Source organism: Nocardia lijiangensis NBRC 108240 (assembly GCF_001613045.1).
Lineage (GTDB): Bacteria > Actinomycetota > Actinomycetes > Mycobacteriales > Mycobacteriaceae > Nocardia > Nocardia lijiangensis.
This window is the reverse complement of record NZ_BDBP01000061.1, coordinates 1-19,176: the sequence shown is the minus strand read 5'-3', so window position 1 is coordinate 19,176 and position 19,176 is coordinate 1. Positions and strand designations below refer to the sequence as shown.

At 69.6% G+C, this 19,176-nt stretch carries 15 protein-coding genes, 1 tRNA gene and 1 pseudogene; 4 read left to right on the top strand and 13 right to left on the bottom strand.

The window, feature by feature from the left end; genetic code table 11:
* Nucleotides 1–22: 22 nt before the first annotated feature.
* Nucleotides 23–916 carry a LysR family transcriptional regulator gene (locus tag NL1_RS22435; protein ID WP_067842627.1) on the bottom strand — a complete coding sequence of 298 codons (894 nt, stop codon included), beginning with the start codon at nt 914–916 and terminating at the stop codon, nt 23–25.
* Nucleotides 917–1,010: 94 nt separating this feature from the next.
* Between NL1_RS22435 and NL1_RS22430 the strand changes: the two genes are divergently transcribed.
* Nucleotides 1,011–1,364 carry a DoxX family protein gene (locus NL1_RS22430; protein ID WP_067842624.1) on the top strand — a complete coding sequence of 118 codons (354 nt, stop codon included), beginning with the start codon at nt 1,011–1,013 and terminating at the stop codon, nt 1,362–1,364.
* 114 nt (nt 1,365–1,478) lie between these two features.
* Here NL1_RS22430 and NL1_RS22425 read toward each other — a convergent pair.
* Together NL1_RS22425 and NL1_RS22420 are read right to left on the bottom strand one after the other, a co-directional pair.
* Nucleotides 1,479–1,554 (bottom strand) — tRNA-Thr (locus tag NL1_RS22425).
* A 72-nt stretch (nt 1,555–1,626) separates the two neighbouring features.
* Nucleotides 1,627–2,862, bottom strand: coding sequence for a DNA polymerase III subunit delta' (locus NL1_RS22420; protein WP_373862581.1), 1,236 nt, complete (start codon nt 2,860–2,862; stop codon nt 1,627–1,629).
* Between the two features lie 134 nt (nt 2,863–2,996).
* On the opposite strand from NL1_RS22420, the gene NL1_RS22415 reads away from it, so the two are divergent.
* Nucleotides 2,997–3,542 (top strand): DJ-1/PfpI family protein, encoded by a 546-nt coding sequence (locus NL1_RS22415; protein WP_067842621.1) that lies wholly within the window; start codon nt 2,997–2,999, stop codon nt 3,540–3,542.
* Nucleotides 3,543–3,829: 287 nt separating this feature from the next.
* On the opposite strand, the gene topA is transcribed toward NL1_RS22415, so the two are convergent.
* Together topA and NL1_RS22405 are read right to left on the bottom strand one after the other, a co-directional pair.
* Entirely contained in the window at nt 3,830–6,643 is a 2,814-nt protein-coding gene (topA, locus tag NL1_RS22410; protein WP_245673469.1) for a type I DNA topoisomerase, read from the bottom strand.
* Nucleotides 6,644–7,493: 850 nt separating this feature from the next.
* Complete coding sequence (locus tag NL1_RS22405; protein ID WP_019044597.1) at nt 7,494–7,700, bottom strand: cold-shock protein; 207 nt, start codon at nt 7,698–7,700, stop codon at nt 7,494–7,496.
* 454 nt (nt 7,701–8,154) lie between these two features.
* Here NL1_RS22405 and sftH point away from each other — a divergent pair, with 454 nt between their 5' ends.
* Nucleotides 8,155–10,551 carry a DEAD/DEAH box helicase gene (gene sftH / locus NL1_RS22400; protein WP_373862580.1) on the top strand — a complete coding sequence of 799 codons (2,397 nt, stop codon included), beginning with the start codon at nt 8,155–8,157 and terminating at the stop codon, nt 10,549–10,551.
* Nucleotides 10,552–10,848: 297 nt separating this feature from the next.
* On the opposite strand, the gene NL1_RS22395 is transcribed toward sftH, so the two are convergent.
* From NL1_RS22395 to ssd, 7 genes are all read right to left on the bottom strand, one after another.
* Nucleotides 10,849–11,361 carry an Rv3654c family TadE-like protein gene (locus NL1_RS22395; protein ID WP_084510856.1) on the bottom strand — a complete coding sequence of 171 codons (513 nt, stop codon included), beginning with the start codon at nt 11,359–11,361 and terminating at the stop codon, nt 10,849–10,851.
* A gap of 540 nt (nt 11,362–11,901) precedes the next feature.
* Nucleotides 11,902–12,207, bottom strand: a complete 306-nt coding sequence (locus NL1_RS22390; RefSeq protein WP_281180848.1) for a TadE family type IV pilus minor pilin — start codon at nt 12,205–12,207, stop codon at nt 11,902–11,904.
* A gap of 59 nt (nt 12,208–12,266) precedes the next feature.
* On the bottom strand, nt 12,267–12,533 hold the full coding sequence (locus NL1_RS22385; RefSeq protein WP_084510864.1) for a DUF4244 domain-containing protein: 267 nt from the start codon (nt 12,531–12,533) through the stop codon (nt 12,267–12,269).
* Nucleotides 12,534–12,917: 384 nt separating this feature from the next.
* Nucleotides 12,918–13,532, bottom strand: coding sequence for a type II secretion system F family protein (locus NL1_RS22380; protein ID WP_067842710.1), 615 nt, complete (start codon nt 13,530–13,532; stop codon nt 12,918–12,920).
* 317 nt (nt 13,533–13,849) lie between these two features.
* On the bottom strand, nt 13,850–14,638 hold the full coding sequence (locus tag NL1_RS22375) for a type II secretion system F family protein (protein ID WP_067842615.1): 789 nt from the start codon (nt 14,636–14,638) through the stop codon (nt 13,850–13,852).
* Nucleotides 14,635–15,822 carry a TadA family conjugal transfer-associated ATPase gene (locus NL1_RS22370; RefSeq protein ID WP_067842612.1) on the bottom strand — a complete coding sequence of 396 codons (1,188 nt, stop codon included), beginning with the start codon at nt 15,820–15,822 and terminating at the stop codon, nt 14,635–14,637. Before NL1_RS22370 ends, NL1_RS22375 begins: the two co-directional genes overlap by 4 nt.
* The gene (gene ssd / locus NL1_RS22365; RefSeq protein ID WP_067842609.1) at nt 15,819–16,931 is read right to left on the bottom strand and encodes a septum site-determining protein Ssd; all 1,113 of its coding nucleotides are present in this window, start codon (nt 16,929–16,931) and stop codon (nt 15,819–15,821) included. Before ssd ends, NL1_RS22370 begins: the two co-directional genes overlap by 4 nt.
* Before the next feature lie 367 nt (nt 16,932–17,298).
* On the opposite strand from ssd, the gene NL1_RS22360 reads away from it, so the two are divergent.
* The gene (locus tag NL1_RS22360; RefSeq protein ID WP_067842606.1) at nt 17,299–18,168 is read left to right on the top strand and encodes an HAD family hydrolase; all 870 of its coding nucleotides are present in this window, start codon (nt 17,299–17,301) and stop codon (nt 18,166–18,168) included.
* Nucleotides 18,169–18,729: 561 nt separating this feature from the next.
* Here the strand turns inward: NL1_RS22360 and NL1_RS22355 are convergent.
* A pseudogene (locus tag NL1_RS22355) lies at nt 18,730–19,176 on the bottom strand (oxidoreductase); the annotation flags it as partial.

The window sequence follows — 19,176 nt, the reverse complement described above, 5'->3', positions numbered from 1 at the left end:
CCCGGCCCGGGAGCAACACCCTTCATGTCTGCCGGAAGCGCAGGCAGGCGCGCACGAAATCTCGGACGGGCGCGTTGTCGTCATCGAGCGGATTCCACGCCACACCGAGCTGGCTCGCGCCGACGCCGACCACCGGCCGGAAAACCACGCCGGGCCGCCGGTAGAAGCGAGCTGTGGACTCCGGAGCCAGGGCAACGCCGTATCCGTTCGCGATCGCATTGAGCCAGTCGTCCGGATGCTGGGCGACCGCGCCGATGCGCGGCGGAACACCCTCCCGCTCGTCGACGGCCAGCCAATAGTCCCGCCACGCGCCGGTCGCCTGCGGAGCGGCGACGAAGGGCTCGTCCAGCAACTCACGGAACGAGATCTCGTCTCGATCGGCAAGCCGGTGCGTGCTCGGCAGGACGACGCAGCGCGGCTCGGTGAGCAGCACCTCCACCCGCCACCTTTCCCGATCGGGCATCGGCAGCCGCAGCAGTGCCACGTCCACGCTCCCCGATGCCAGCCCCGCGGTGGGATCGGACCAGGAGCTCTGGCGCATATCGACCCGCCAGCCGGGCCTGCGCTCACCGAATTCGGCGATGATCTCCGGTGTGGCCTCGTTGGCGGCGCTGGCGAGGAAACCCACACGCAGCACGCGGGTCTCGCGCGCGGCCGCGGCATTGGTTTCCGATACCGCGCGATTCCAGTCGTCGAGCAGCGCGGCCGCACGTTGCGCCAGAACTCGCCCGGCTTCGGTGAGCGCCATTCCCGCCCGTGAACGGGTGAACAGCGTTGCCCCCAACAAGGTTTCGAGCTGCTTGATCTGTTTCGTGAGCGCCGGTTGCGACACGTACAGCCGTTCGGCCGCGCGGGTCAGGTTCCCCTCCTCCGCCACGGCGGCGAAGTAGCGCAGCAGCCGAGTGTCGACATCCATGCCCCCAGGTTATGGATGCAGGTATTGGCGCCACAACAGCCCCCGAATCGAGACTGGGTGAACGAAATCGTCTCCATCAGGAAGGGTCCCCGCTGTGTTCGCCCTCTACGTCACCCTGACCTCGCTCACCGCCCTCGGCGCCGCGACCGGGGCGTGGATGAACTTCGTCCGCCACCCCATCCCCATAGCCGCGGCGAAGGAGGTGCAGGTGCCGCACTCCTGGATGCTCCCGCTGGGCACCTTGCTCGCGGCCGGAGCACTCGGGCTGGTCACGGGATTCGCCATTGCACCGGTCGGCATCGCCGCATCGACCGGCTTGGTGCTCTACTTCATCGGCGCACTCCTCGCACACCTGCGAGTCGGCGACTACCAACTCGGCATGGCCGCCACGGCTTTCACACTCACCGCGGCCACCCTCGCCGCCACCCTGGCCTACCGATTCGGATGAGCACCGCCAGCCGCGCCGGGAGCTCGGCTGGGCAGGAATGCTCGACGCCACCGAAAATCGTCAGAACAGCTGAAAGGCCCCCGACGTCAACAACCGCGTCGGGGGCCTATGAGCTGGAGCCGCCTGGGGGAATCGAACCCCCGACCTTTTCATTACGAGTGAAGCGCTCTACCGACTGAGCTAAGGCGGCGTGCCTTTCGGCGACGCGAGTCTATCGTCTCGGTGCCCGGATCGCGAAAACGGGTGGTCCCGCGGGGTGCGGTCAGGCGGATTGAGCGGCCATGATGGCGGCGACCATGGCGGCGAGGGCGAAGCGGGGCTTGACGTTGAGATCGAGGGCTTCGCGGCAGGCGAGCACGGCCTCGATGGAGCGCAGCAAGCCCTCGGGGCCGACGCGGTCGGCGAGGTCGTGGATCTGGTCGGACAGGTCGGGATGGGTCAGGGTGAGGCCCGAGCCCGCACGCGCGGCGCCGAAGCGGACGGCGAGCGCGTCGCGGTAGACCCCGGCTACGTCGATGAGCGCGCGATCGAGGGCGTCGCGGCCGGTGCGGGTGGCGCGGGACTTCTGACGGCGCTCCAGATCTTTCAGCACGCCCGCGGACCCGCGGGTCGCGCTCGCCGCGCCCTTGCCGGTCCCGCCCGCGCCGAGGGCGGTGGCCAGCTCCTCGCGTTCGCGTTCGTCACGGGTCGCGCTCATCTGCTTGGCCTCGTCGTCGGCGGCCTTCACCAGTTCGTCGGCGGCGGCGTAGGCCGCGCCGGGTCGCGCGACCGCCGACACCAGGGCCAGCGCCCGCTGCCTGCGCGCCCTGGCCTCTTCGTCGGTGGCCAGCCGCCTGGCCCGCCCGACGTGACCGCCGCTGACCGAGGCCGCCCAGTTCGCGGTCTTCTCGTCGAGCCGGTCGCGCTCCTTGAGCACCTGCGCGATGGCCGGGACCGACGGCGTCACCAGGTGCACGTGCCTGCATCGCGAGCGCAGCGTCACCGAGATGTCCTCGGGATCCACCGAGGGCGCGCACAGCAGGAACACCGTGCGGTCCGGCGGCTCCTCGACCACCTTGAGCAGCACGTTCCCCGCCGCCTCCGTCAAGCGGTCGGCGTCCTCGATGACCACCACCTGCCAGCGTCCGGTGCTCGGGCGACGTGAGGCGATCTGCACGATCTCGCGCATCTCCTTGGTGCTGATGCTCAGCCCCTCGGGCACCACCCGCCGCACGTCGCCGTGCGTGCCCGCCATGGTCGTGGTGCAGGCGTGGCACTTTCCGCAGCCGGGCGTGCCGGGATCGGTGCACTGCAACGCCGCCGCAAAGCACAGCGCCGCAATGGATCTGCCGGATCCGGGCGGTCCGGTGAACAACCAGGAGTGCGTCATCGCGCCCTCGACCGCCCCCGCGCGGGCCGCGATCGCGGCAGCCGTCAGCTCGGACTCGACCGCATCCTGGCCGACCAACCGATCGAAGACTCCCGCCACGGCATACACCCTAGTGGTGCCGTCCGACATAGTCCGCAGCCCGGGCGACCGCGGTCCCGCCACCCGCCATCGGCCTGTCCCGTCCCGACACGCGGTAGTGGACGAGCAGGTCGTTGACCCAGCTCACCGCACTGGCGGATCCTCGATGCGGAGGTGGAATCATCGTGAGAATCCTGTTGATCGCCGGGGACGCCGCCGAAGACCTCGAGGTCTTCTACCCCTACCAGCGCCTGCTCGAAGAGGGGCACGAGGTGGATATCGCGGCGCCGACCGTCAAGAAGCTCCAATTCGTCGTCCACGACTTCGCGGACGGCTTCGACACCTACACCGAGAAGCTCGGCCACAGCTGGCCTGCCGACATCGCACTGGCCGACGTCGCGCCGGAGAACTACGCCGCGCTCGTGGTCCCCGGCGGCCGCGCGCCGGAATACCTGCGCAACAACCCGGACTGCCAGCGCGTGGTCCAGCATTTCGCCGGGGAACGCAAACCCATCGCCGCCCTCTGCCACGGTCCGCTGATCCTCGCCGCGGCGGGCGTGCTCACCGGCCGCTCGTGCAGCGCCTACCCCGCCCTGGCTCCCGACATCGAGGCGGCGGGCGCCAAGTTCGTGGACAGCGAAGCCCACGTGGAGGACAACATCGTCACCGGCCGCGCCTGGCCGGATCATCCCGCCTGGATGCGCGAATTCCTCCGGCTGCTGCGCGAATAGGCGTACCGCCGCCTCCGCTCCGGCCATGCGCGGGCTGATGACGAACTACGCCCGGCAGCGCCCACCGGGCGACCTGCGCCTCCACTGAGGCCATGCGCAGGCTGAGGACGGACTACGTCCGGCAGCGCCCGCCGGGTGTACCTCCGCCTGCGCCGCGGTCGTGCCGAACGGATGTCGAATCGGCGTCACAGCGGCCGAGCGGCGAGTTGTGATGCGATCCATGCGACCTCGGGTTCGGTGGCCACGGTGTCGATCAAAGTCACTACATCGCCAAGCCGCCCGAACACTCAGGACTTGTCGGCGGCCGTCTTCTTCGCCGCGGTCTTCTTCGCGGTGGTCGTCTTCTTGGCCGCGGCTTTCTTGGCGGTGGCCTTCTTCGCCGGGGTCTTCTTGGCGGCGGTCTTCTTGGCCGCCTTCTTCACCGGGCCGCGGGAGCGCCGGTCGGCCAGCAGTTCCGAGGCGCGCGCGTCGGTGATGGTCTCGACCTCGTCGCCCTTGCGGAGGCTGGCGTTGGTCTCACCGTCGGTGACGTACGGACCGAACCGGCCGTCCTTGATCACCATCGGCTTGCCGGTGGCCGCGTCGTTGCCCAGTTCCCGCAGCGGCGCCGCGCTCGCGGCCTGCCTGCCGCGACGCTTGGGCTCGGCGTAGATCTTCAGTGCCTCGTCCAGCGAGACGGTGAAGATCTGATCCTCCGACGCCAGCGATCGCGAATCGGTGCCCTTCTTCAAGTACGGGCCGTACCGGCCGTTCTGCGCCGTGATCTCCTCGCCGGACGCCGGATCGGCGCCGACCACCCGCGGCAGCGACAGCAGCTTCAGCGCGTCGTCGAGGGTGATCGTGGCCAGGTCCATGGACTTGAACAGCGATCCGGTGCGCGGCTTGGGCGCGGCCGCCTTCTTCGCGGTCTTCTTGGCGGGTGCCTCTTCGGCCGCGGGCTCGGGCAGGATCTCGGTGACGTACGGGCCGAAACGTCCTTCCTTGGCGACGATTTCGTTCCCGGTCTCCGGATCGGCGCCCAGCCTTCGCCCTTCCTGCGGCGTCGAGAACAGCTTCTCGGCCGCCTCGGGGGTCAGCTCGTCGGGCGGCAGATCGTCGGGCAGGTTCGCCCGCTGGGAAATCGGATCACCCTCGGGGTCATCGGGATTGACGACCATCCGCTCCAGATACGGCCCGAAACGGCCCACCCGGACCACGACGTCACGGCCCTCGCCGTCGGTGAAGAGCTTGATCGAGTTGACCTCGCGGGCGTCGATGTCGTCGAGCTGCTCGCCGACCATCTTCTTCAACCCGCCGGAACGCGCGACCGAACCCTCGACGCCGTGCTCACCGCCGAAGTAGAAGCTGGACAACCAGTTTCCGCGCTGTTCCCGGCCGCCCGCGATGGCGTCGAGATCGTCCTCCATGGCGGCGGTGAAGTCGAAGTCGACCAACCTGCCGAAGTAGGCCTCCAACAGCCCGACCACCGCGAACGCCACCCACGACGGCACCAGCGCGCTGCCGCGCTTGTAGACGTAGCCGCGGTCCAGGATCGTCTTGATGATCGAGGAATACGTCGAGGGCCGGCCGATGCCGAGCTCTTCGAGCGTCTTGATCAGCGAGGCCTCGGTGTAGCGCGCGGGCGGATTCGTGTTGTGCCCATCGGGATTCAGCTCGACCGCCGTGACGCCCTGGCCCTCTTCCAGTGCGGGAAGCCGGGATTCGGCGTCGTCGGACTGGCCGCCCGCCTCCTCGTCCACGCTCTCCACGTACGCCTTGAGAAAGCCGGGGAAGGTGATCGTGCGGCCCGACGACGAGAACACGCACTCCTCGCCGGTGCCCGCGACGCCGGTGATGCGCAGCGTCAGCGTGGTGCCGCGCGCGTCGGCCATCTGCGAGGCGACGGTGCGCTGCCAGATCAGCTCGTACAGCCGGAACTCGTCGTTGTCGAGTCGCGCATGCAGCTGTCCCGGCGTGACGAAGGTGTCGCCCGACGGGCGGATCGCCTCGTGCGCCTCCTGCGCGTTCTTCACCTTGCGGGTGTACTGGCGCGGCGTGGGATTCACGTACTCCGCGCCGTAGAGCTGAGTCGCCTGCGAGCGAGCCGCGGCGATCGCCGACTCCGACAGCGTGGTCGAGTCGGTACGCATGTAGGTGATGTAGCCGTTTTCGTAGAGCCGCTGCGCCACCCGCATGGTTCGCTCGGAGGTGAAACGCAGCTTTCGCCCCGCCTCCTGCTGGAGGGTGGACGTCATGAACGGCGCGTACGGCTTGCGGCTGTACGGCTTGGCCTCCGCCGAGGACACCACCAGATCCGCGCCATCGAGCGCCTCCGCCAGCCGCCGCGCGTAGCCCTCGTCCAGGACGATCACGCCGTTGGTGGACTTGAGCTGCCCGTCGGACCCGAAATCCCGGCCGGTCGCGACCCGCGCGCCGTCGACGTTCACCAGCCGCGCGCCGAAGGTCCGCGGATTCGTCGCGTCGGCCTGCTCGCCCGTGCCCGCGTCCAGCTTGGCCGCAATATCCCAGTACTCCGCGGAACGGAACGCCATCCGCTCCCGCTCGCGCTGGACGATCACGCGGGTAGCGACGGACTGCACCCGGCCCGCCGACAACCGCGGCATGACCTTCTTCCACAGCACCGGGCTGACCTCGTAGCCGTACAGCCGGTCCAGGATGCGCCTGGTCTCCTGCGCGTCGACCAGATCAGGGTCGAGTTCGCGGGTATCCGCGGCCGCGGCCTGGATGGCGGGCTCGGTGATCTCGTGGAACACCATCCGGCGTACCGGCACCTTCGGCTTCAGCGTCTCCAGCAGATGCCAGGCGATGGCCTCGCCCTCGCGGTCGGGGTCGGTGGCCAGATACAGCTCGTCGGCGTCCTTCAACAGGCTCTTGAGCTCGGTGACCTTGGCTTTCTTGTCCGGGCTCACCACATAGATGGGCTCGAAATCGTTGTCGACGTCCACGCCGAGGCGCGCCCACGGCTGGCCCTTGTATTTGGCGGGCACGTCCGCCGCACCGCGCGGCAGGTCCCGGATGTGGCCGACGGAGGCCTCCACCGTGTAGTTGCGGCCCAGGTAGGGCGCGATCTTGCGGGCCTTGGTCGGGGACTCGACGATCACGAGACGACGCAGGGGACGGCCCTGGTCGGCTGCACCGCGGTCTCGTGTTGCCACCGGCGAAAACACCTTTCCTTCTCGACCCGCGCGGCGCGCTGGTGCGCGTTTGTGCACGGTTTGGGGCAAGCGGCGGCGACGCTGACATCGCCACCAGTCACGTTTATACCTTGACGCTGGCTGTGGTAGAGCCTTGCGACCCGAACCACTGAGCGTACGTGATCACTGCCGATCAGTATGCCCTGTTGTTTGCCGCGCTGGTGAGCGCGTGTTCGCTCGGACGGCTCGTCCCCGGCGCCTCGGGGATGCGCGGCTGTTGGATTGTTTCTCCGTTGTATACGGAGTGCGCGAGCGGCCGGATGTGTGGCCGGGTGCCAATCCTTATGGACGTCAAGGGGCTTCGGCACCGAATCGGACATCGCGGCTCGACGATCGGCCGACGCACGGAGTTCTGTTCGCAACCGACCTGTCGAAGCTCGGGCTCGCGAGACCTGACCGGAAACCGACGAGTTCCCGCCGAGGCGAACTCCGACACCGCGAAACCGACAAGTCGCCGAACGGCCATGCCTGATCCGTGGCGGCACCGAGTGGGTCGTCATGGCGTATTCGGGGTCCACACGCTGCGGTTTTGCGCCGCGAACCGGGCTTCCCGCCGGCACAGTGCACCGACGTCGGGACCACGCGAGGGCTCGTGAACGGCCTTTCGGGCGCTGAACTCTCTTCGGCGTCGCACCGACGGTGCATTTAGTTCATTTTTTTCACGAACAGAAATGTCGCTTTCGACCGGCCCCGGATATAGCTCGTCCCCCACCTCCGGGTGACCGGTGGTGGGGGACGAGCTGTGGATCCACGTCGCTCAGCTGAGCGCGCGAACTCCGGTGGCCTGAGGGCCCTTGGTGCCCTGGCCGACCTCGAACTCGACCTTCTGGTTCTCCTCGAGGGTGCGGAAGCCCGTCCCCTGGATCTCGGAGTAGTGGACGAAGACGTCAGCGGAGCCGTCCTCCGGCGCGATGAAGCCGAACCCCTTCTCCGCGTTGAACCACTTCACAGTTCCCTGTGCCATTCTGTTCCTTCTCTTTTCTTACCGGAACGGCGGACAACTGGGTTCGTCCACCGGGTCCGTTCCGACCGCTGTACTCTTGGTTCCCCCTGCAGGAAAGCACCAAGCACACCGTTCGCAACATCGATCCTGCTGACGGTTTGGACTTTGGATCCGTCCCTCGAACACAGAAGCTTGCGACCAGGAACTAGTGAACCATGTCTTCGAGCAATTCAACAGTCGAGTTACCGACAATTTGCAAAAAAGTTGATCTTGCGAATGCGCAGGTGAGGGACACAATGGTCGAATCCGTACTTCAGGTTCGTTTGCCGCTGGATAACCGGGACAGCATCTGGCAAACCAGCTGTGACCCAGGTCGCTATTTGGTATCGAAATGGCTGGTGGGGCTTCCCAACCACACACGTTTCACACTTTCCCCGCGTGTCGGGACCGCCACATCGTGAATCCGATCCACCAGGTGGCGCGAACCGAGCGCGGCAGCGCCCCCGGCTACGGGCGATCGTTGCTGAAACGTGTCCAAATCGGGGGCCTCGACGCCGACCCCCGACTCACGCACGTCGTCGAGCTGCCCGCACGAGCCGCAGGCGTCACATCGTGGCCGGATTGGGCGGCTCCGGACGTCGTCGAGGCTCTGCGCGCCACCGGGATCGAGGCGCCGTGGACACACCAGGCCAGAACCGCCGACCTGGCCGCGGCGGGGCAGCACGTCGTGGTGAGCACGGGAACCGCGTCCGGCAAATCCCTCGGCTACCAATTGCCCGTGCTGACCGCGCTGAGGGAGGACCCGAAGGCAACCGCCCTCTATCTCTCGCCGACCAAGGCGCTCGGCGCCGATCAGCTGCGCACGATCGGCGCGCTCACCCACGACGGCCCGCTGCGGGATGTACATCCGGCGACATATGACGGCGATACTCCCGCCGAGGTCCGCCAGTGGGTACGCGCGAATGCGCGGTGGATCTTCACCAACCCGGACATGCTGCACGTCGGCATGCTGCGTTCCCATCAGCGCTGGGCCAGGGTCTTCCGCAGGCTGCGCTATGTGGTCGTCGACGAATGTCACGCCTATCGGGGCGTCTTCGGCTCGCACGTCGCGCTGGTGCTGCGCAGGCTGCGGCGGATCGCGGCCCGCTACGGCGCCGATCCGGTCTTCGTGCTGTGCTCGGCGACCACCGCCGAACCCGCGACCGCGGCGTCCCGGCTGATCGGGGCTCCCTGTATCGCCGTGACCGACGACGGATCGCCGCAGGGACCGCGCACCGTCGCGCTGTGGGAGCCGCCGCTGCTCACCACGTTGACCGGCGAGAACGGCGCACCGGTGCGCCGCTCGGCGACCTCGGAAGCGGCACGAATCATGGCCGACCTGGTGGTCGAAGGCGCGCGAACGCTGACCTTCGTCCGGTCCAGGCGCGCCGCCGAACTCACCGCGATGGAAGCGCGCAGGCTGCTCACCGAGGTGGATCCCACCCTCGCCGAGCGAATCGCCGCCTACCGCGCGGGCTACCTCGCGGAGGACCGGCGCGACCTGGAGACCGCCCTCTCCGACGGTTCCCTGCTCGGCGCGGCCAGCACCAACGCGCTGGAGCTCGGCGTGGACATCGCGGGCCTGGACGCGGTGGTGATCTCCGGTTTCCCCGGCACCGTCGCCTCCTTCTGGCAGCAGGCAGGCCGGGCGGGCAGGCGCACCCAGGGTTCGCTCGTCGTGCTCGTGGCCAGGGACGATCCGCTCGACACATTCCTCGTCCACCATCCCGAGGCGCTGCTCGACAAACCGGTCGAGGCCACCATCACCGACCCGCGCAATCCCTATGTATTAGGACCGCAGCTGCTGTGCGCGGCGCTCGAGCTACCGCTCACCGACGCCGAAGTGGACGAACTCGGCGCGCGGGAGGTCCTCGCCGACCTCGCGGCCGAAGGCCTCATCAGACGTCGCGGCGCAGGTCAGGACGGCGCTGCCCGCTGGTACGTGACCGCGGACGCGCAGCCGCACGACAACGTCGACGTGCGCGGCGGCATCGGCGCGCCGGTGGCCATCGTCGACGACGAGACCGGCAGGCTGCTCGGCACCGCCGACGCCGGGCGCGCCCCCGCCACCCTGCACCAAGGCGCGGTCCACCTGCACCAGGGTGAGACCTACGTGGTCGACGAACTCGACCTGGACGGCGGCGTCGCATTCGTGCACGCCGACGAACCCGGATGGACCACCAGCGCGCGGCAGGTCACCAACATCGCCGTCGAAGCGCTCACCGAGCAGCACCGGCACGGGGCCGTGACCAGCGCATTGGCGCAGGTCACCGTGACAAGCCAGGTGATCGGCTATCTGCGCACCCTGCCCAGCGGCGAGGTGCTCGACCTGGTCGAACTGGACCTCCCGCCGCAAACCCTGCCCACCCGCGCGGTGTTCTACACCGTCACGCCCGAACTTCTCGCGACGGCTGGCATCGACTCACGACAGGCGCCCGGCGCACTGCACGCCGCCGAGCACGCCGCGATCGGCCTACTTCCCCTGGTCGCCACCTGCGACCGGTGGGATATCGGCGGCGTCTCCACCGCGGAGCACCCGGACACCGGCCTGCCCACCGTCTTCGTCTACGACGGCCAGCCCGGGGGCGCGGGCTTCGCCGAACGCGGCTTCGCCCAGCTGCGTCGCTGGCTCTCGGCGACTCTGTCGGCCATCGAGTCCTGCGCGTGCACGACGGGCTGTCCCTCGTGCGTGCAGTCGCCCAAGTGCGGCAACGGCAACCACCCACTCGACAAGGGGGCCGCGGCACGGCTGTTGACCGCCGTCCTCGCCGAGCTGAACGGCCGGTCGGACCACGACATTCCGGCAGGTGACGGCACCGATCTCGATTCGTGACGGCCGCGTCCCCCGAGCGTGACCGGAGCGCCATCTCCGTGATGGTCACCGGTGGTCAGCTGCCCAGGTCGGCCGCCGCGGCCGCACGGGACCGGGGCGTCCCGACCGCCCGAATAAAAAGGATTAGATTCATGTTAACTGGGGTATTGCCGCGTCCCGCAGCGCTCGACGTGCGGATTCATAGCCAACGAATTCCCTACCCGCGCGGAAAATAGATATCGCATCGTAATTATTCGATTATTCCTATTGCTCAATTAGTGGTCGGCACCAACACTGGCGAGTGTGTGCACACACCGGTCACACTTCCTCCTCGACCGGTCCCGCCCGAGCAACCGCGTGAACTGTCCGCGTTCCGAACAGACCCATTGGTATATTCCGCGCCACCGTCACCGTCGCGTCCCATCCGTCGACTCGGCACTCGCTAATCCGCATTCCCATCCGCCGTACCACCTCCTCCCCCGCTTCGCATCCCGCCTCGGCACCTCCATCCAATGCCCCGGCCGCCGCCAATGCCGCCAGATCCGCCCCCGCCTGCGCCCGATGCCGCGCCACCACGGCCGTCCCCACCTGCCCGATCACCAGCGCCGCCGCAATCAACCCCACCAACGCCACACACGCGAACACCGTCGCCCCACCGCGCTCCCCTCCACGACTGCGCGGTCGACAGCCCCCGATACCTCCGCACCACAACTCGCGAACCTCCAATGCCGATGGCGAGCGCACCAGCGCGTGGGGTGGCAGTTGGCCGACTCCCCGACCTCCGCACCTCGACTCACGATGCTCCAATGCCGATGGTGGACGGCGCACCATCACGCCCGATGACGGTCGACCGACCGCGCTGCCGCCGCACCACAACTCACGAACCGCCGACGCCGACGCCGGACGCACCAGCGCATCCGGTAGCGGTCGACTGACTCCGCCATCTCCGCGCCACGACCCACAAAGCGCCGACCCCGATGGAGGACGGTGCACCAATACGCCCGGTGACGGTCGGCCGTCACCGGGACCTCCGCGCCGCAACTCGCGAACCGCCGATGCCGATGGTGGACGGCGCACCGGCACGTCCGGCGACGGCGGCCGACTCCTCTGCCTCCGCGCCACAACTCGCGATCCTCCGACGCCGACGCCGGGCGCACCAACACGTCCGGTGGCAGTCGCCGACTCCGCCACCTCCGCACCACGACTGACGAACCACCGACGCCGATGGTGGACGGTGCACCATCACGCCCGGTGGCGGTCGACGCGCGCAGGCCGACTGCCGTGAGCTCGCCGGCGCGCTTGTTGCTACGCGAAGCGACCGCAGTCGCTTGGTTCTGTTCCGTGTGGAGCGGGTGCGGTCGGCTGTCCCGTTCACGGTGCTACCTCCGGCTCCAAGGCCGCCACTGCCTCGGCGCGCAGCTCGAGTGGCAACAGGGGTGTTCGCGCCGAGACGACCGCCACGACGTGCTCTCCTTCCGTGCGGAGCGAGATGGTGGCCTTCGGTGGGGCGACGCGGCGGGCCGTGGAGACGGCATTGGCTCGGTCGCCGCGCGCTGCGAGTCGTGCTGCCTCACGGGCAGCGTCGACGCAGCGGACCTGCGTCGACGCCGCGAGCAGTGCTCCCAGGCAGACCATTACCGCGACGACGAGGGCACCGAGCGCGATCGCCGCCTCCACCGTTACGGCCCCGCGATCGTCCGCGATCGAACCGGTGCGGGCTCGTCGGCCTGCCGCCGCTACACCGTGGTGTTCAGTGCGCGATCGATGATCTTCGTCAACGCATCGACGATCGAATCCCCGGTCACCACCCCGTACAACACCGCGCCGAACGCCGCCGCCGCGATCGTTCCGATCGCATACTCCGCCGTACTCATACCGTCCTCGGCGACGCTCGCCCGCACCGCCCGTACCTGGAGCCGTGCGACAGCCGCCCGCACCCGGCCATCCAGCGCGCGGTACCGAAACCACGAATCCGCCTTGCCCGCTTCGGTTCTCGCCGACATGACCAAGCCCACCTCCGGGCCACGACCGCTCAACTCCGGGCCCGCTACCGCCACTCCGCGCCGGGCCGCCTTCGTGCGCGACCTTGCGCGGATTCGGGCTACTCGGATGCCGACCAGTCGGGCGACCCGTGGGATCGAGCTTCGGTGGCGCGCCGTCGCCGGCTTGGAACCACGCAGCGCGCGAACCGCTTCGGCCGTCGAATCCCGTACCGCCGTATGGATGCTTGCCAATCGTTCGGCGGTCGGCGGGGTGGTGGCTCGTCGACGCACACGGTCCGTCGGTTCCTCGATTCGCACCGGCTTCTCCTTTCCCTTCGGCCCGCGCGGCCGATCCGCGCGGGCAAGTGTGCTGCCGTCGAGCGCGGCTCGCGACGCGGTCCCCGTTCACAGGAGACCGCCTTCGAGGACGCGCCCAGCCAGACCGATCACGACGGGCACGATGCCCAGGCAGAGGAACGCGGGCAGGAAGCACAGGCCCAGCGGTCCGCCGATCAGCACACCGGCGCGTTCCGCTCGGGCTGCCGCCGCATCCTCGATCGCGGCGCGGTGCTGGTCGGCGAGTTCGCCGACGGCGATCGCCAGTGAGGCGCCGGATCGCGCCGAGCGTCGGGCCATCCGCGCCAGCGAGTCGATTTCGGCGGCTCCCGGTCGCCCCTGCGCATCTCGCGCCGCGCGTTCCCAGGCCGCGCCCGGCTCCGCGCCGAGCGCCAGCAGGTCCGCGGCTGTGCGCAATGCCGCTGCCAGCGCCCACGGTGCACCGGTGGCCACCGCCCGCGCGGCGGCCGCCATCGGCAGGCCCGCGCGCAGGCATGCGGCGAGCAGGTCGAATACCGACGCGATGTCGAGCGGATCGCCCTCGATGGACTTCTCCGGCTTCGCCTTCGTGTCGTCCTCGACGGGCCCCAGCACCCGCAGCCGCCGACTGACGCCGACGCGCCCCGGCCACAGCGCGATGGCCCCGGCCAGGGCCGCAGTCGCCACGCAGGTCTCGATCGTCATGCCGAATCTCCTTCCGCCCAGCTGAATCCGCGAAACCGGCGGGCGTCGCGTCCCGACCCGAGTCCAGGGCGTGAAACACGCGCTGAGACGTCCGTGCGAAATGAGAAGTCGCCGCGCCCGGCCTTCGTCGCGGCCATCGCCGCTCGCACCGACGGGGCCGGAGCCAATGAACGCCGAGACGACATGACCGATCGCCCTGCGCAGCCCACCGAATATCCGCTGAAGCTCGGCATGCAGCTTCCGGCTCCCGCCCAGCTCCGCCATGCCGTCGATCAGAACGACCGGCGACTGCTCTACGCACACGAGCTCCCGCCCTTTCACACGAGCGCCTTTCGTGTGATCACATCGCTCCACAGCAGGCCGGTGCAGGCCAAGGCCACGCCGAGTGGGAGCAGCAGGCCGCCCGCCGTCGACGCGAAGAGGACACGGAGCGGGTCGGCGCCCATGAGCTGACCCAAGGTCAGGCCGAGGAACGGGAGGGTGGACAGAACCGTGGCGGTGGCGCGAGCGCCCGCGAGGGCGGCGGTGGCGCGAGCACGAAAACGAATGCGGCCGACCAGATCCGCACGCGCGGCCGTCAGGAGTTCGGCGAGGGCCAGCCCGTGGTGTTCCGCGATCCGCCAGGCATCGGCGATACGGGAGAGCTCGGCGCCGATGACGGCGTGCGGGTCGCGCAGCCCGTCGGCGCCGGAACCGCCCAGCTTGCTGCGCGCGGCGCTGACGGCGAAGGCGCGGGCCGCCGCACCGCGCGATTCCCTGGCGGCGACCTCCGCGGCCGCACTCGGGTGCGCGCCGACTCGTAATTCGCCGATGACCGCTTCCAGCGCGTCGAGAAGGTGGGCGCAGCCTTCGGTGCGACGGCGCTCGGCGCGAGCCCGTCGCCGACGCAGCCCCAAGGTGCCCACCAGGACCGCCGCGGCGAGGAAGACGCCGATGCCCAACAGCAGCGTGGATACGAGGACCGAGCACATCGTTACGCGAACAACGGTGCGGTAGATCGGCTTTCGCATGCTATCCCGCGCGAACAGACCCAGAAATCGCCTGCGTGGACCCGCGGTGGGCACGGCAAGCACCGCGAGGGCCAAGCACAGCATTGCCGCGCTCATCGCCCGATCCGTTCCGCGAGCAGGTCTTTCAGCCCAGCCGCACCCGGAAGCGGCCCGGCATCGGCGCGCCAAGCCGAGACGATGCGCACCCTGCCGCGCTCGTCACGGTCGAGCACCCCGATCTCCCGCAGACCGCGCGAACCGTCCGCCCTGCGGTGCACGTGCAGCACCACCTGCACCGCGGCGGCCAGCTGGCTGTGCAGCGCCGGGCTGTCCATGCCGCCGAGCGCGGCGAGAGCTTCCAGCCTGGCGGGGACTTCCCGCGGGGAGTTGGCGTGGACCGTGCCCGCGCCACCGTCGTGCCCGGTGTTGAGCGCGGTCAGCAGATCGACGACTTCGGCGCCGCGGACCTCGCCGACCACGATCCGGTCCGGTCGCATGCGCAGCGCCTGCCGCACCAGGTCCCGCACCGTCACCGCTCCGACGCCCTCGACATTCGCCGTCCGCGCCACGAGTCGCACCACGTGCGGGTGCGGTGGCGCGAGCTCGGCCGCGTCCTCGACACACACGATCCGCTCGCGGGCATCGACTTCGGCGAGCAGCGCGGACAACAGGGTGGTCTTCCCCGCCCCGGTACCGCCGACCACCAGGAATGCGAGCCGCGCCCGGATGACCTGCTCCAGCAGCGTTTTCGCGTCCGGCGGCACCGAGCCCGCCGCCGCGAGCGCGGCGAGCCCCTGGGTGGCGGGTCGCAGCACCCGCAGCGACAGGCACGTACCGCCGTGCGCAATCGGCGCGAGCACCGCGTGCAGCCGAACGCCGAACGAATCACCCAGCGCCGCTTCGGTTCCGGACAGCCTGCCGTCCACCCACGGCTGCGCGTCGTCGAGCCTGCGGCCCGCCGAAAGCGCCAGCCGCTGGGCGAGCCTGCGCACCGCAGCCTCGTCCTGGAACGTGACCGAGGTCTTCTCCAAGCCGCGCCCCCGGTCGGTCCACACCGCGTCGGGCGCCGTCACCAGGACGTCCGCGACCCGCGGATCGTGCAGCAGGGGTTCCAGTACCCCCGCGCCGGTCATCTCGGTCTGCAAAAGCCGCAGCGCGCGCAGCAGGTCGGTATCCCCGAGAACCCCGCCCGCTTCGGCACGAATGGCCGCCGCCACGGCCGCCGGGTCCGGGTCTCCCGGTCGACCCGCCAGCCGTTCCCGCACGCGATCCAGCAGCTCGGGCGTCACGAGCGCGCTCATCGTCCGCTCCGTACGGCAGGCGCGCCGAGCACCGCGAGCACGGCGTCGGCCGCGTCCTTCAGCGGTCCACGCCGCGGGGCGGACAGACCGCCGCGTTCCAGGCGAGCCGCCAGACCCCCTTCGCCGCGCACGGCCGCCAGCAGCGGAAGGTCGAGCACCTCGGCCACCTCCGCCCCGCGCAGCCCGCCCGGTGCCGGACCGCGTACCACCAAGCCCTGGTTGGGATTTCGCCTGCCGATATACGCCGCGACGGACTCCGCCGCGGCCACCGCCCGCAACGTGGCCTGCACGACGAGCACCACCAGATCCGCGCATTCGAGCATCTGCTCCGCGTGCGCGCCGCGCTCACCGGACACGTCGCAAATCACGAGATCGCCTGCGGCACGGCCTGCTTCGATCACCGCGTGCACCGCACCGGACCCGATCCGGCTCGGCAATCTACCGGCACCGCCGCGGCCGCAGGACAGCACGGACAATCCCGGCGACGCTTTCGGGAGCGCGCTGTGCAACGCCGTCGCCGCCACCCTGCCGTCCTCGACGACCAGGTCCGGCCAGCGCAACCCTGGGCCGTTCTCGATACCCAACAGCAGGTCGAGGCCGCCGCCGAAGGGCGCCCCGTCGACGAGCACGGTATCGCGCCGGAACCCTTCGGCGGCGGCCCGCAGGGCGGTCGCGGCCGCGAGAATCGAGGCTCCCGCGCCACCGCTCGCGCCCGCGATGGCCACGACGACACCGTCCGACGCGCGCCGTTGGCCATGCTCAGCAAACTTCTCGACAAGTCCCACGGCGGCCCCCGGCAGGGCGATGACTCGCTCGGCTCCGACCGCCGCCGCGGCCTGCCAGCCGGGCAGCGCGGGCTCCCCATCGGTCACCAGAACGACGCCTGCCCGGCGGGGACAACCGGCCGCCGCGCACTCGTTCGCCGCCACTGTGTCGAGGATCACCAAAGGCGCCCCGGACCAGGCATGCTTGCTCGCCGGCGGCTCTCGTTCATCGAGCGGGCGCTCCGCGGCCGCTGCCACCCGGCGGACCTCGTCACGTAACCGCACATCCCGGATGAGCACGAGCGCGGGCGAGGTCGGGGCGTCCTGCGGGGCATCGTTATCCATGCAGGTCAGCGTGGTGTAAGCGACGGCTCTTCAGAAGACCCGAGATGCCGAATGTGGATAACTCCGCCGCTGTGGACAACCATCGGACCGAAGAAGAGGGGAATCCTGCCCCGAAATAGAGGACGGCCCCAGCCGGGGGGGGAGGAGGCTGGGGCCGTCGGGTTCAGCCCCGGGGGGTCGGGCTGAACGCGCCTGGACCATGTCCAGGTACCAGCGATACTACACCCAATCCCCGGCAGGCACGCAAGTCCGTCATCGAAGAACTTTGCCGTCACCGCGGCTCCGGCGTCTCCCGGGCAAACTTGTGGCCTCCCCCGGTGACCCGGCCCGCCCACCGGCATTTGCATCGCGTGCATATTCTGAACGGGTGACGGCCGAGGACGACCAGACAACGGATCCGGACCACCGGGCGGGCACCGCGACGACAGCGGACAGCGCCCCGAGCAGGCGCGGGCGCGTCGCCGCGTTCTTCGATCTGGACAAAACGGTGATCGCGAAATCGAGCACCTTCGTCTTCAGCAAGCCGTTCTTCGCCCAGGGCCTGCTCAACCGCAGGGCCGTGCTGGAGAGCAGCTACGCGCACTTCCTCTTCCTGCTGTCGGGCGCGGACCACGACCAGATGGAGCGCATGCGCGAGCATCTGACGAAGATGTGCGCGGGCTGGGACGTCGAGCAGGTGAAATCCATTGTCGCCGAGACACTTCACGAGCTGGTCGATCCGCTCATCTACGCCGAGGCCGCCGATCTCATTGCCGACCACAAGATTCGGGGCCACGACGTGGTGATCGTCTCGGCGTCCGGCGAGGAGATGGTCGGCCCCATCGCGGAGGTGCTCGGCGCCTCGCACACCGCGGCCACCCGGATGGTCGTCGAGGACGGTAAATACACCGGCGAGGTCGAGTTCTACTGCTACGGCGAGGGCAAGGTCGAGGCCATCGAAAAGCTCGCCGCCGCAGAGGGTTACGACCTCTCACGCTGCTACGCCTATTCCGATTCGGTGACCGACCTGCCGATGCTGGGCGCGGTCGGCCACCCGACGGCCGTGAACCCGGATCGCAATCTCCGTCGCGAGGCGACCGCACGCGGCTGGCCGGTACTCACCTTCTCCAACCCGGTCTCCCTGTGGGCGCGATTCCAGTCGCCCTCGTCGACCACCCTTGCCGCGACGGCGGCGGTCGGACTCAGCGCGGTGCTGGCCGGAGCGATCAGTTATCGCCTGCTGCGCCGCCGCCGCTGATCATTGACTGCGGGCCCGGCTGCGCTTCGCCGCGCTGTTCAACGGGGCAGCGGACAGCTTGCCGGAGGGTTGGCGGGACCGACACCTGGACGATCGGCGACCAGGCATTTAAGCACGAAACGCCGACAAACACGCCGATTATTCATTGTTTTCTCTTCCCTTGAGTGAGCCCGCTCACAGTGGTAGAAAGGAGGCACGGAAGGACGGAAGGCCTAGGCGGAACCGGAAGAGAAGGCTCAGTCTCCCATCCCACCCTTCCCAGCACGGACACCAGGCACCCACGCGGAGCACGTGCCGCTACAAGGGCAAAAGCGTTGTGGGCCTGCGAGATTCGGATTGTCGACGGCGAAGGCCTCGCACAGGTTGCGGGGATGAACCGGCGGAGTCCGGATAGTCGCCGAGGCCGCAGAACACAACCCAAACCAGCACGCTTGGTAACCCGGTGGTCCGTGCTAGCGGGCGGTGAGGTCGTCAACGACAACGCCGCCCGCTTTGATGTGCGGGGGAAATTCGAAACACCACGAGCGCGCCGAGCCGACCGGGCACGACCGCGCCGAGCCGCTACCCCGATGCCGCGTCGGCGATCGACGTCGCCTCCCGCGCGCCGTCCTCCAGCGCGCCGCAGCACAGAATCACCCACCCGCCGACCGCCTCCGGCCGACCGGTCCCGAACTCCGCGGCCGCCGCCGCATAGGCCTGCTTGCGCCGCAGCCAGAACACTTCCGGCACACCGAGGCTGTGCGGGTCCAGCCCCCTTGCCACCGACACCAACCGCGAGGCCGCGCGCGCGACGACCCCGTCGGCCGTGCCGAACGGTCGCAGCGCCAGCAGCTCGCCGTGCACCACCGAAGCGACGACCGGTGCGGGCGCCTTGGTGGTCATCACGGTCTGCGCCAGCAGGTCGAGCCGCTCGGCGACGCCCGCGTCCGCGCGCGGCCGCCCGAGCAGTTCTTCGTCGGAGACCAGGTCGGCGGCCGCAAGCAGGTGCAGCCGGGCCAGGGCCTGCAG

Coding starts and splice junctions, on each gene's coding strand:
- NL1_RS22435 (WP_067842627.1), bottom strand. CDS start 916: ATGGATGTCGACACTCGGCTGCTGCGCTACTTCGCCGCCGTGGCGGAG.
- NL1_RS22420 (WP_373862581.1), bottom strand. CDS start 2,862: ATGTCGGACGGCACCACTAGGGTGTATGCCGTGGCGGGAGTCTTCGAT.
- NL1_RS22405 (WP_019044597.1), bottom strand. CDS start 7,700: ATGGCACAGGGAACTGTGAAGTGGTTCAACGCGGAGAAGGGGTTCGGC.
- NL1_RS22395 (WP_084510856.1), bottom strand. CDS start 11,361: ATGGTGCGCCGTCCACCATCGGCATTGGAGCATCGTGAGTCGAGGTGC.
- NL1_RS22385 (WP_084510864.1), bottom strand. CDS start 12,533: ATGTCGGCGAGAACCGAAGCGGGCAAGGCGGATTCGTGGTTTCGGTAC.
- NL1_RS22380 (WP_067842710.1), bottom strand. CDS start 13,532: ATGACGATCGAGACCTGCGTGGCGACTGCGGCCCTGGCCGGGGCCATC.
- NL1_RS22375 (WP_067842615.1), bottom strand. CDS start 14,638: ATGAGCGCGGCAATGCTGTGCTTGGCCCTCGCGGTGCTTGCCGTGCCC.
- NL1_RS22370 (WP_067842612.1), bottom strand. CDS start 15,822: ATGAGCGCGCTCGTGACGCCCGAGCTGCTGGATCGCGTGCGGGAACGG.
- ssd (WP_067842609.1), bottom strand. CDS start 16,931: ATGGATAACGATGCCCCGCAGGACGCCCCGACCTCGCCCGCGCTCGTG.